Origin of the sequence: Enterococcus lemanii (assembly GCF_016909125.1) — a bacterium.
Taxonomy (GTDB): domain Bacteria; phylum Bacillota; class Bacilli; order Lactobacillales; family Enterococcaceae; genus Enterococcus_I; species Enterococcus_I lemanii.
Genome location: NZ_JAFBFD010000025.1, coordinates 1 through 13,298, shown reverse-complemented (window position 1 = coordinate 13,298; position 13,298 = coordinate 1). Strand labels below are relative to the sequence as shown.

12 protein-coding genes are annotated in these 13,298 nt (G+C 38.0%); 1 reads left to right on the top strand and 11 read right to left on the bottom strand.

Annotated elements, in window-relative coordinates; translation table 11 throughout:
* Position 1 precedes the first annotated feature (1 nt).
* From carB to JOD14_RS08110, 10 genes are all read right to left on the bottom strand, one after another.
* Complete coding sequence (gene carB, locus JOD14_RS08155; RefSeq protein WP_204654338.1) at positions 2-3,184, bottom strand: carbamoyl-phosphate synthase large subunit; 3,183 nt, start codon at positions 3,182-3,184, stop codon at positions 2-4.
* A complete protein-coding gene (locus JOD14_RS08150; protein WP_204654337.1) occupies positions 3,184-4,260 on the bottom strand; it encodes a carbamoyl phosphate synthase small subunit in 1,077 nt (358 codons plus the stop codon). The genes carB and JOD14_RS08150 overlap by 1 nt, the downstream gene beginning before the upstream one ends.
* A 1-nt stretch (position 4,261) precedes the next feature.
* Positions 4,262-5,545, bottom strand: a complete 1,284-nt coding sequence (locus tag JOD14_RS08145; protein WP_204654336.1) for a dihydroorotase — start codon at positions 5,543-5,545, stop codon at positions 4,262-4,264.
* A 14-nt stretch (positions 5,546-5,559) separates the two neighbouring features.
* Positions 5,560-6,486 carry an aspartate carbamoyltransferase catalytic subunit gene (locus JOD14_RS08140; protein ID WP_204654335.1) on the bottom strand — a complete coding sequence of 309 codons (927 nt, stop codon included), beginning with the start codon at positions 6,484-6,486 and terminating at the stop codon, positions 5,560-5,562.
* Positions 6,487-6,499: 13 nt separating this feature from the next.
* Positions 6,500-7,780, bottom strand: a complete 1,281-nt coding sequence (locus JOD14_RS08135) for a solute carrier family 23 protein (protein ID WP_204654334.1) — start codon at positions 7,778-7,780, stop codon at positions 6,500-6,502.
* Between the two features lies 1 nt (position 7,781).
* A complete protein-coding gene (gene pyrR, locus JOD14_RS08130; RefSeq protein WP_204654333.1) occupies positions 7,782-8,324 on the bottom strand; it encodes a bifunctional pyr operon transcriptional regulator/uracil phosphoribosyltransferase PyrR in 543 nt (180 codons plus the stop codon).
* Positions 8,325-8,564: 240 nt separating this feature from the next.
* Positions 8,565-9,473, bottom strand: a complete 909-nt coding sequence (locus JOD14_RS08125) for an RluA family pseudouridine synthase (protein ID WP_204654332.1) — start codon at positions 9,471-9,473, stop codon at positions 8,565-8,567.
* Positions 9,457-9,933 carry a signal peptidase II gene (gene lspA, locus JOD14_RS08120; protein WP_204654331.1) on the bottom strand — a complete coding sequence of 159 codons (477 nt, stop codon included), beginning with the start codon at positions 9,931-9,933 and terminating at the stop codon, positions 9,457-9,459. Before lspA ends, JOD14_RS08125 begins: the two co-directional genes overlap by 17 nt.
* A gap of 15 nt (positions 9,934-9,948) precedes the next feature.
* Entirely contained in the window at positions 9,949-10,584 is a 636-nt protein-coding gene (locus tag JOD14_RS08115) for a CBS domain-containing protein (RefSeq protein WP_204654377.1), read from the bottom strand.
* 69 nt (positions 10,585-10,653) lie between these two features.
* Positions 10,654-11,073: an EbsA family protein gene (locus JOD14_RS08110; protein WP_204654330.1), complete on the bottom strand. Its 420-nt coding sequence runs from the start codon at positions 11,071-11,073 to the stop codon at positions 10,654-10,656.
* 66 nt (positions 11,074-11,139) lie between these two features.
* On the opposite strand from JOD14_RS08110, the gene JOD14_RS08105 reads away from it, so the two are divergent.
* Positions 11,140-11,547, top strand: coding sequence for a ribonuclease HI family protein (locus JOD14_RS08105; protein ID WP_204654329.1), 408 nt, complete (start codon positions 11,140-11,142; stop codon positions 11,545-11,547).
* Here JOD14_RS08105 and cls read toward each other — a convergent pair.
* A complete protein-coding gene (gene cls, locus JOD14_RS08100) occupies positions 11,544-13,010 on the bottom strand; it encodes a cardiolipin synthase (RefSeq protein WP_204654328.1) in 1,467 nt (488 codons plus the stop codon). The two genes, JOD14_RS08105 and cls, sit on opposite strands and share 4 nt — an antisense overlap.
* Positions 13,011-13,298: the final 288 nt, after the last annotated feature.

The window sequence follows — 13,298 nt, the reverse complement described above, 5'->3', positions numbered from 1 at the left end:
TTTAAATTGCGATTGTTGAAAATCCTCTTGATTCCATTACTTTTAAAATGGCATCGGCTGTATCAAGAGAAGTAAATAAAGGAACCCCATGTTCAACGGCTTCACGACGAATAATAAAGCCATCTTGTGACGCATTTTGTCGATTTTTATCCATTGTATTGATTACTAATTGTGTACCACCATTACGAATTAAGTCAATAACCGTTTCGCTACTACTTTCTGATATTTTAGCGACAGGTTTTACTTTTAGACCATGTGCTTGTAAAAATGCAGCCGTACCATACGTCGCACTTAAACTAAAACCAATATCAGAGAAACGTTTCGCTAAAGCGAGTGCTTCTTCTTTTGATTCATCTGCAATGGTAAACAAGGCCAATCCAAATTCAGGAATGTGCAATCCAGACGCTTCAAAAGCTTTATAAAGTGCTTTTTCAAGGCTTGTATCTGTCCCCATCACTTCTCCGGTTGATTTCATTTCAGGCCCTAAGTACGTATCAACTTTTAACAATTTAGTAAATGAGAAGACCGGTGCTTTAATATGAACCAGTTCTGAAGTCGGGTATAAACCAGTTTGATAACCTAAGTCTGTTAACTTATCGCCTAAAATTGCTTTTGTTGCAATTTGAGCCATTGGAATATCTGTCACTTTACTTAAAAATGGTACGGTCCGACTAGCACGTGGATTCACCTCAATGACAAAAACTTTCCCTTCATGAATGACAAACTGAATATTCATCATACCAACACAGTTTAGACCGATTGCTAAACGTTTCGTATATTCTTCAATGGTCGCAATCGTATCGGCCGTTAGGTTTTGTGGAGGATAAACGGCCATTGAATCGCCTGAATGGACCCCAGCACGCTCAATGTGCTCCATAATTCCTGGAATTAAAACGGTCTCTCCATCACAAATGGCATCCACTTCACATTCTTTTCCGACTAAATAGCGATCGACTAACACCGGGTGCTCAGGTGAAGCTTTGACAGCATTTCTCATGTAATCTTCTAAATCACTTTGATTTTCGACGATTTCCATTGCACGACCACCTAAAACATAACTTGGGCGGACAAGCACTGGATAGCCAATTTGATTAGCGATTGCAACTGCTTCAACCGTATTTGTTGCTGTATCTCCTGGCGGTTGTGGAATGTCCAATTCTTGCAAAGCTTTTTCGAATAGATTTCTATTTTCTGCTCGATCAAGATCTTCAATGGATGTTCCTAAAATTTTCACGCCTGCTTTTACTAACGGTTCAGCTAAGTTAATCGCTGTTTGACCGCCAAACTGGACAATTACACCAATTGGTTGTTCAATATCAATCACATTTAAAACATCTTCAAGCGTTAATGGTTCAAAGTATAGTTTATCAGATATTGAGAAATCTGTCGAAACTGTTTCAGGGTTATTATTCATAATGATTGCTTCATAACCTGCTGCTTGAATCGCTTTAACAGAATGAACGGTTGCATAGTCAAATTCTACCCCTTGACCGATACGAATAGGACCTGATCCTAAAACTAAAACAGAGGGTTTATCACTTTTAATGCTTTCATTTTCAAACTCATAGCTACTGTAGAAATATGGCGTATTTGATTCAAATTGAGCCGCACAAGTGTCAACCATTTTATAAACAGGAAGGATTTGTGCTTCTTTTCGAAACGCGCGAACTTCTTCTTCTGTCATTTGCCACAAATCAGCAATTTTTCGATCAGCAAAACCATTTTGTTTGGCTAATTTCAAGCTTGCTTGCTCTTTTGGCTGATTGGCTAACTCTTTTTCAATTTCAATGATGTGTAAGATTTTATCCAAGAAAAGGCGATCAACTTTCGTTAACTCATATAATTCGTCGATCGAAAAACCACGACGCAATGCTTCAGCTAAATAAAATAGTCGGTCATCTTGTGCTTTTACTGTTTTTTCGATTAATAATTCCGTCGAAACTTGAGCGAGCTCTGGTAATTCAATATGGTAAGCTCCGATTTCTAAAGAACGCACCGCTTTTAGTAACGATTCTTCTATGTTACGCCCCATTGACATTACTTCACCAGTTGCTTTCATCTGTGTACCAAGCAAACGTTCGCCACTTTCGAATTTATCAAATGGCCAGCGAGGAACTTTTGATACAACATAATCAATCGTTGGTTCAAAGGCTGCAAATGAAGTGCCTGTTACGGGATTAATCATTTCATCTAAAGTCAGACCGACCGCAATTTTAGCTGCTAATTTAGCAATCGGAAACCCAGTTGCTTTACTCGCTAGCGCTGAAGAACGGGAGACGCGCGGGTTTACTTCGATTAAATAGTATTTAAAACTATCAGTATCTAAGGCAATTTGAACGTTACAGCCACCTTCAATTTTTAAAGCACGAATAATATCTAAGGAAGCATCACGTAACATTTGATGCTCAATATCGGTTAATGTTTGACTTGGTGCAACGACGATAGAGTCGCCTGTATGAATACCTACTGGATCCACATTTTCCATATTACAAACAACGATGGCATTATCTGACGAATCCCGCATGACTTCATATTCAATTTCTTTAAAACCTGCGATGCTCCGTTCGATTAAACATTGCGTAACCGGTGATAGTTTCAAGCCGTTTTCAGCAATATGGCGTAAATCTTCTTCGTTATCACACATCCCACCGCCAGTACCACCCATCGTAAAGGCCGGACGAACAATAATTGGATAACCAATTTCGTTTGCGAAATCAACGGCTTCTTCAACCGTCGTAACGATAACAGATTCTGGAATTGGATGACCCAACTCTTCCATCAGCTGCTTAAATAAATCACGGTCTTCGGCTTGATCAATCGCTGCTAATTTTGTGCCAAGTAATTCAACATTTAACTCGTCAAGAATCCCAGATTTTGATAATTCCATCGCCATATTTAAACCGGTTTGCCCACCCAAAGTTGGCAACAAGGCATCTGGTTGTTCTTTTCGTAAAATACGCGAAACAAATTCAAAGGTAATTGGTTCGATGTAAATTTTATCGGCAATTTCTTTATCGGTCATAATCGTTGCTGGATTTGAGTTTACAAGAACAACTTCATAGCCTTCTTCTCTTAATGCTAAACAAGCTTGTGTACCTGCGTAATCAAATTCTGCTGCTTGTCCGATAATGATTGGACCTGAGCCGATTACCATAATTTTTTTAATATCTGTACGTTTTGGCATTAGTTGTTCCCCTTCCATGCATCCATCATTGCTATAAATTCGTCATATAAGTAAAGTGCATCATGTGTGCCCGGTGCTGCATCTGGTTGGAACTGGACACTGATTGCTGGGTATTGCTTGTGTTTTAAACCTTCGATCGTTCCATCATTAATTTCCGTATAGGTTACTTCTAAAACATCAGATGAAAGACTTTCTTTTTCAACATTATAAGTATGACCTTGGGAGGTAAAGTGAACTTTGCCTGTTGGTAAATGGCGGACCGGATGATTACCATGATGACCAAAAGGCATTTTATAAATTTTTGCACCATTTGCTAAAGCAAAAAGTTGATGGCCTAAAGCAATTGCAAATAATGGCAGTTTTCCTTGAATTGCTTGAATGACTGGAATCACTTGAGTAATACTTTCTGGATTTCCAGGTCCGTTTGTTAATAATACCCCATCTGGACTTAATTCTAAAATTTCCTCTGCACTAGCGGTATAAGGTAACACAGTTAAACGGCAGTTGCGTTTGACAAGTTCACGCATCGTACTATGTTTTAAACCAAAATCTAAAATGACAACATGGTGGCCGATACCAGGATTTGAGTAAGGTTTCGTTGTTGAAACTTGTTCAACTTGGTTGGTTGGCAAAACAGCCGCTTTTAGTTGATCAATCGCATGTGATAACTCATCACCTGCATCAACAATACTGGCTTTCATTGTGCCCTTTTCACGAATCTTTCGAGTCAATGCGCGCGTATCAATCCCCGAAATACCTGGTATTCCTTTACGAGTTAGAAATTCATCTAACGTCATTTGACTGCGCCAGTTGCTGGCTAAGCGTGCATGTTCTTTTACGACTACTCCTTTGCAAGTCGGGATTAATGATTCATAGTCGTCTCGATTTACACCCGCGTTACCAATTGTTGGATAAGTAAAAGTCACAATTGTGCCATTTGAGCTTGGGTTTGTAATCATTTCTTGGTAACCAGTCATTCCTGTTGTGAAGATAATTTCACCAAAGACATTGACTGGCGCACCAAATCCTTCTCCTTCAAAATAAGTTCCATCTTCTAGTATTAGCCAACGTTTCATCTTATATTCCCCCTTTTTCCCATGCAATTTTTCCATCAACAAGTGTTGCAGTTGTATCGCCAAACAATTTCCAGCCAACAAATGGCGTGTTCACACTTTTTGATAAAAATTGCTCGTCATCGACGGTATACTCTGTTTCTAAATCAAAGATTGCTAAGTCTGCCGCGGCACCAATGGTTAAGCGCCCTGCTTCTAATCCGAAAATCTCAGCTGGCTTAACGGTCAACCAATCAATCACTTGTTCTAAAGTGAAGATTCCAGTTTTTACAAAATGGGTATAAACCATTTGAAAAGCATATTCAGAACCAACAATTCCGAATGGCGATTGTAAGAAACTTTGATTTTTTTCTTCATGACTGTGAGGCGCGTGATCGGTTGCAATACAATCGATTGTCCCGTCTAGTAAGCCTTCAATTAGCGCTTGTTGGTCTTCACTGCCTCTTAATGGGGGATTCATTTTCCAGTAACCATGATCTTCTGGAATATCTTGATCATGTAAAACTAAGTGATGTGGACAAACCTCACACGTCACATGGACACCCGCTTTTTTTGCTTCACGAATAATTCGAACACTTTCTTTACTTGAAACATGGCAGACATGGTAATGGACACCCGTCTCTTCAGCTAATAGTAGATCGCGAGCAATTTGTGAAGATTCAGTAGCACTAATAATCCCTGGCAACCCTAATTCTTCTGAACGCGTACCTGCATGCATCACACCACCAAAAAGTAAAGATTCATCTTCGGTATGTGCTACAATCGCCATCTTATTTTTTGCGGCTTCTTTCATCGCTAAGTACATCGTGCCTGCCGTTTGTACACCAACGCCATCATTTGTAAAAGCAAACGCACCAGCTGCTTTTAATCCGGCGTAATCGACAAGACGATCACTTCGCAATTCTTCCGTAATCGGAGCATATTGTAAAACTTTAACAACCGCATCTTTATCAATGATTTCTTGCACTTGGTTAAATTTTTCAACCGTATCTGGGACTGGGTTTAAATTTGGCATCGCACAAACCGTCGTAAAGCCTCCTCTAGCAGCTGCTAAACTTCCTGTCGCGATTGTTTCTTTATAAGTGAAGCCTGGTTCTCTAAAGTGTACATGAACATCCACTAAGCCTGGTGTGACTAAGTTTCCTTTGGCATCAATCACTTTATCAAAAGTTGTTTCTTCAAAAGCTTCTCCAATTGCATGGATTTTCCCTTCTTTAATCCAAAGATCAACTGTAGTTAGTTCATTATCGTGGGAAATAATTTTCCCGTTTTTAATCAGTGTATTCATGTTTTCTTCTCCTCCTAAGCTCTTCCGGTTAAAACAGCTTCTAAAATTGCCATCCGAACAAACACGCCATTTGACATTTGAGTAATAATTCTTGATTGCATCCCTTCAACTAAAGAATCTGCCAATTCAACATCCCGATTCACCGGTGCTGGATGCATAATAATTGCATGGGGTTGCATTTTTTTCGCACGGCTTTCTGTTAAGCCATATTTTTCATGATACTCTTCTTTTGAAAAACTCTCTCCACCATCATGGCGCTCATGTTGGACACGAAGCATCATCATGACATCAACTTTTTCGACGAGTTCATCTAACGGTAAATAATGGCCATAAACTTCAAATTCTTCTGCATACCATTCACGTGGACCTGAGAAGAAAACTTTTGCGCCAAGTCGTTTCAACATTTGCATGTTTGATTTAGCTACACGTGAATGCGTAATGTCACCAACAATGGCAACTTTTAAATCTTCAAACTTACCGAATTCTTCATAAATTGTCATTAAATCAAGCAAGCATTGCGTAGGGTGTTGTCCACTACCATCACCGCCATTGATAATGCCACATTGGATGGTGCGACTTTCAATCAAATTATCATAGTAATGTTCATCACCGTGGCGAATTACGGCCACATCGACCCCAATCGCGGACATGGTTAGGACCGTATCATAGAGTGTTTCTCCTTTTTGAACAGAACTTTTTGATTCTTCAAATTCAATTGTTTCAATCCCTAATTTTCGTTCCGCCACTTCAAAGCTCTTATGCGTTCTTGTGCTATTTTCAAAGAACAAATTTGTCGCAAAATATTGTTCTTTTTCAGGTTGCCATTTTGCACCTTGTTTAAATTCTTGTCCGCGCGTAATCAGACCCATTACTTCTTGATCAGATAATGCTTCCACCGTTAATAAATGTTTTATACTCACTCGTCCTGATTCAATTATCATGATTGACCTCCTCTTAGTCCTCTTCGCTGCGAGAGACTTCTGGCAGAATAAGATTTAATGCGATTCCTAATACTGTTGCTAACGCCATTGCAGATAACGTAAAGGTGCCCACTTCAAGAACTAAACCACCAATTCCTACAACTAAAATAACTGAAGCAATAATTAAATTCTTTTTCTTATCAAAATCAACTTTATTTTCGATTAAAATTTTTAACCCACTAGCAGCGATGACACCAAATAACACAAAACTAATTCCAGAAATAACAGGGTTTGGGATACTTAAGATAACCGCGCTAATTTTCCCAACAAATCCAAGCGCAACAGCTAGTATAGCTGCACCTGCGATGACAAACACACTATGAACACGTGTAATCGCTAAGACCCCGATATTTTCACCATAACTCGTCGTCGGAGGACCACCAATGAAACCAGCTACTATTTGGGCTACCCCATCACCCGCTAACGTTTTACTTAAACCAGGATCTTCAAAGAAATTTCTTTTCGTTAGCTTGTTTAAAACCATTAAGTGACCAATGTGTTCAGTCATTGTCACAAAAGCAATCGGTGCCATGGTTACAATTGCCCCAATTTGTAAAGTTGGTTGATATTGTACGAAAGGGATTTCGAAATTAGGTAAAGAAAACCAACTCGCTTGGGTAATGATATTTGTATCAACAATTCCAGTAATAAGTGCCACAAAATACCCACTGACAATTCCTAATAAGATTGGGATTAAACCAAGAAACCCTTTAAACCACATGTTGAAGAAAATTGTTAAAGCTAAGGTTATTAAAGCAACAAAGACGTACCGAAAATCATACTCCCCAGCGGTGTTAAACATCGCGCTGTTCGCGGCATTTGCTGCTAATCCTAACCCAATAACCATTACAACCGGCCCAACAACAATCGGAGGTAAAACTTTATCTAGCCAAGCTGATCCGCTACGTTTAACGATCATTGCAACAATGAGATAAACTAATCCGGTTGTCATCGCTCCTTGTGCAATTGCTGGATAACCTTGCGTTTTCATTAGCATTTGCATGGCGGCGATAAAGGCAAAGCTACTTCCTAAGTAAGCCGGGATTTTCCCTTTGGTAATTAGTAAGTAGACGAGTGTTCCTAGTCCTGAACTTACAAGAGCGATACCTGGATCTAAGCCGACTAAACGTGGAACTAAAACCGTTGCACCAAACATTGTAAATAAGTGTTGTAAACTAAGCCCTAGCCAAGGCAATGGTTTTGGCTTTTCATGAATATCCAAAATGGCCTCTGGGTTTCTATATTTTTTTGTCACGTTATTCTTCCTCTCCTTTTCGAATCATGATCCGATCTTTTGCATCTGATTCTTCCATTTCAACAATAATTTCTTCAGCTAATGCTGTTGGAATATTCTTACCTACGAAATCAGCACGAATGGGTAACTCTCGGTGACCACGATCAACTAAAACGGCTAGTCCGATTCGTTTTGGTCGGCCAACATCCATAATCGCGTCTAGCGCGGCACGAATTGTTCGTCCAGTAAACAAAACATCATCCACAAGAATGACTTCTTTTCCTTCTAATGAAAAAGGAATGTTTGAAGCATGTACTTCCGCTTCATCTGCTTGATTTTTTTTATCATCACGGTAAAGTGTGATGTCTAGTTCACCAACCGGAATGTCAATGTTTTCTAGTTGTTTTAAACGTTCTGCGATTCTTTGAGCAATGAAAATCCCTCGTGTTTTAATCCCAATCAAAACAACATTTTCAATCCCTTGGTAACGCTCAATAATTTCATAGGTAATTCGGGTGATCGCGCGCTTCATCGTAACGCCATCAATTACTTCTTTTGTAGTCATCTTGCCTCTCTCCTTCATTTTTTTGCATAAAAAAACTCCTACCCGTGATAGGTAGGAGTGTTAAGGTCAAAGTTTAAAGCGCACCCTATAAAAGGGTACAATCATCCGCTCTTAATGATTCAAAGTACCTTATCCGCAAACAAGGATTGAATCGCCACTGCCTTCTTAGCCTCACGGGACTAACTTAAAGGACATCTATGTACTTGATTAAATACACTATACCGTTTTTTTTAGATAAAATCAATTGTTTTCGCGTAATTTTTCTAAAGTTTGTTCAAAGAGTTCTGGTAGTGGTACTTCAAAGATGAACTCTTTTTCGGTTCGTGGATGAGTAAAGCCTAGCATTTTGGCATGTAAAAATTGACCTTTGCCAGGTAGTGTTTTTCTGGGGCCATAGACAGGATCTCCAGCTAGTGGAAAACCAATATAATGCATATGGACCCGAATTTGATGTGTTCGGCCTGTTTCTAATTGCAACTCAACTAGGCTAAATCCTTCAAAGCGCTCTAATACAGTAAAGTGCGTGACTGCTGTTTTCCCATCTGCGCAAACGGCTTGCTTTTTTCGATTTACTTTTGAACGGCCAATTGGCGCATTGATCGTGCCTTTGTCATGAGGGATTACCCCATGAACCAAAGCAACATATTTACGCAAAGCCGTTTTATCTTTCAACTGTTTGGCTAATGATTCATGAGCAAAATCGCTTTTAGCTACCATCAGTAACCCAGAGGTGTCTTTATCAATCCGATGCACAATCCCTGGGCGAATCACATCATTAATCGTTGAAAGATTTTTCAAATGGTATAACAAAGCATTAACCAGTGTACCGTTAGTGTGTCCTGCCGAAGGATGAACGACCATTCCTTGTGGTTTATTGATTACTGCTACGTCATTGTCTTCATAAACAATTTCTAAAGGAATATTTTCAGCTAAAACATCTAGTACTTCTGGTTCAGGAATTTGAATTTCAATTTCTTCTCCAGCGATAACTTTATGTTTGGCTTTGATTGGTTTTCCAGCAACAAAAATACAACCTTCTTTTAACCATTGCTGAATTTGTGAACGACTATATTCAGGTAGTCGCTCCGATAAAACTTTATCAACCCGCCCTGTTTCAGTTGTAATCTTAACTTTAATTTGATTTTCCATGTTTCGTCCCTTTCAATCGCTCTTCAAAAAGCGTATAAATAAAAATGCAAGCCACCCCAATAAACAATGACACATCAGCCACATTAAAAATAGGAAAGGTCATGAACTCCGTTTGGAACATATCAACGACATAACCCAGTCGGATCCGGTCGATAAAATTGCCTAAAGCGCCGGCAAGTACCAAGGCTAATCCAAGTGGAAATAACCAAAATTCTCGTTGATATTTGATTAATAAATAAGTTATTACGACACATGCAACGATTGTAACGATAAAGAAGAACCACATTTGTCCTTCAAAAATACTCCACGCTGCTCCCGTATTATGAATCTGAGTTAGAGAAAGAACACCAGGTATAAAGTTACGCGTTTCTTGATAATCAATCTGATTGACGACTAGAAACTTTACCCATTGGTCAATTCCTACAAAAACAGCACTAATTAAAAAATAAATTGCTAACATCACTTCACTCTTTTCCTAATCATTCAGTATATCTCTCGGGCGAATGATGCCCTGTAGTGTGCCAGAAGCCTGTCCGTCTTCAGTAATTAAGATAGCTTCTAGCATTCCGTTATTATTAAACATTGACTCCACTTTTGAAATCGGACAATTAACAGAGACAAATTGATAGTTTGCTGGTTTTTCATTTGAAACAATTAAATCTTTGGCAATTTTGTTATGCAAAGAAACATTCCCAGCCAAACTTTCTTTAGTAAACCAATAACCAATTCCTCGTAATGTTATCAAGCCAATAAAGCGACCATGATCGTACAAAGGAAATTGTGAATAGCGTTTGGTTGCCACAATTTGTAATAACTCCGATAACGGCATCGTTTGTTCAAAACCTGTCACATGCTTTTTAAACCGAGGCAGTACAAGCTCGGGGCGCATCATTTCACTTTCAATTAGAGTGATTCGATAAACAATCCATTGGTTGGGTTCAGCGATGATAAAGTCTTCCCCCACTTGCTCATGCACAATGGCATTTCGCAGTTGTGAGATTTGTAATAAATCATCCTCATATTTTTTTACAGGCAAATCTTCACGTTTAGATAGATGCCGTACCATCTGGCTAAAGCCCATGTTCCGCGGATTCCCTAACTCTTCTTTCATCCATTTTTCAATCCGATTAAAACTGATTAAAAAAGTTTTTGCTTGCTGTCCCACAATCACTCACCTCATTTAAGATTGATCATATTTATTCGCATGATAAATGATTTTCCCAGGATACATTTTTTCTAAGTACAAAAGCATCTTTTCTTTTTCTTTTTCACTAAAATATAATAGTGTTTTTTTTGTTTGATGATGAATCAATAAAGCATCTACAAACACTTCAACTTTCTCACAAGCTTGATAAGTAATCGCCACTTTTTTCCAGTAATTCCCATAAGAAAGCTTCATTTGATTGTCCGTAAATTGAATAAAACGGCGTCGATCAATTACTATTAAGGAAAAGAAGACCACGAAGGCAACGAGACTTCGCCAATTGAGATGAGCTTTTTCCAAACTTAAAATAAGCCCCAAAAATAAAAAACTGTATGTAAATGACCAATAAATAATTGCATAGGCCAATTCTAAGCGCCAATGAAATTTATCTCTCATAGTTTCTTTTGAATTACTCCTTCCTCAAGTATAATAAGTAAATAAAACAATTGTAGGAGAAAAAATATGATTAAAGCTTATATCGATGCCTCAACAAAAGGCAATCCTGGACCTAGCGCTGGCGGCATTATTTTAGTAGGAGAAAATCTGTACGTCCAAAAGTCGATTGTCCTCCCTCATTTAACCAATCACCAAGCAGAATTTGCCACTTTTGTCGCTTTACTTGACGATTTAATTACCCAACAAAAAAACAATGAAGCAATTATTGTTTATACGGATAGTAAAATTCTAGCAGAAACTGTTCAAAAGAACTACACAAAAAACTTAGATTTCCAAAAATACTTATTAAACATTCAAGAAAAGCTTATTTTATTTCCAAATTTGTACTTACGTTGGATTCCTGAAAGCCAAAATAAGGGTGCCGACAATTTAGCACGACAAGGTTTACAAAAACAATTAAAAAAGAAAAATTAAAGAATCGGAGACATTAAACGAGCAAAACTTTGTTTAAAACGTAAACTACGGGGTTGTTGTTCAATCATCGCATCCGTTAATAAAATCGATTGTTCCACATCCGCTTCAAAAATTTGCGTTAATTGACGATTTAATGGTTCACTGTAGGCAAACGCATTTACTTCAAAGTTCAAGGCATAACTACGGATATCTTGATTCATCGTACCAAATGAGGACAACATATCATCCATTAGCACGACTTTTGCATGTAGAAAACCACCATGGTAAATATAAATTTTTACGCCATGTTGATGTAAAAAATTCGCATAATACTGTGTAGCACGGTAAATAAACGGATGATCGGGCATACAAGGAATCATTATACGTACATCGATTCCTGATTGAACGGCCATTAAAATCGCTTCAATCATTGAGTCATCGGGAATTAAATACGGTGTTTGAAACCAGACACGTTTTTTTGCGCCCAATAGCATTTTAATGAAACTGCCTTTTAAAGTTTGAGCATCATCTTCTGGACCATCTCCGACAACGTGAATACTTACCGCGGATTCTTGCGAAGGTTCAATGAATTTAAAGTAATCCAAATCATACGACAAGCGTTGACTTGGATCTAAGGCCGAAACGTTCCAATCACGTAAAAAGATTTCTTGAAAGCCATAAGACGCCATCCCGACAATACGAAAATGAGTATCTCGCCAAAAGCCAAATTTTTTAGTTAATGTTAAGTATTGATCGCCAACATTAAAACCACCCGTCCAACTAATTTTGCCGTCAATTATCACAATTTTTCGATGCAAATGATAATTCAAACGTGTTTTTCGAATAAATTTATGCGCGGTAATAAATGGCAACACTTGTCCGCCACTGTCACTTAAAGGTTTAAAAAACTTTAAACGGACATTGCCACCAAACGGGTCAAAAATCACCCGAACTTGTACCCCTTCCTGCGCCTTTTTGACTAATAAATTCAAAAAAGCATTACCAATTTTATCGTTAAATATGGCGTAATATTCGACATGGATTGTTTCTTTCGCCTGTTCGATATCTCTGAACATACGTGAAAACTTTTCTTTTCCATCAGTAATTACTTCAACTTGATTTCCTTTTGTTAATAAAGTCTCCTCATGATTTTTCAAAAAGTTTTTTAAAAGACCTTCTCCATTCGGAACGATATTCCCTTTCAGTTGCTGATTTTGGCTTTCAATTCGAGCATTAATTTCAGCAATCTGATCGTTTTGTTGATTGGCGTATTTTTTAATAATTTCTCGATCAATGCCGCGACCAGCAAATAAATAAAGTAAGAAACCAATCCCTGGAATAAAAATCAACGCAAACATCCACGCAAAGACACTCGCAATTGAGCGTGGACGATGAAAAACCGTGTATAAGGCAATTATAGTATTAAATGTAAAGAAAACGATAAGAATTTGCCAAACGATGTGTAAATCTTTAAAAAAACTCATTCAAATCGCGCCCCTCCCTTTTTTAAATTAAACTTACTAATTTGCTACCCTCGAACTGAATTGCACGCTCAATTCGTATTTTATTTTTTGATTCTACTTCTTGTTTTGATTGACTTAAAACTATTTTATCGTTTATTTCTATATATTACTAATAAAACGGCACTAAATCCTCTCACATAATCGCTTAAGGATTTAGGGTCTATAATATTTGGTGTTGTTACTAAGAAATTGGTAAGAACACCCTTTTTCTTTCTATAACAAAAAAGCATCTGTTTCCCTTATAATTAA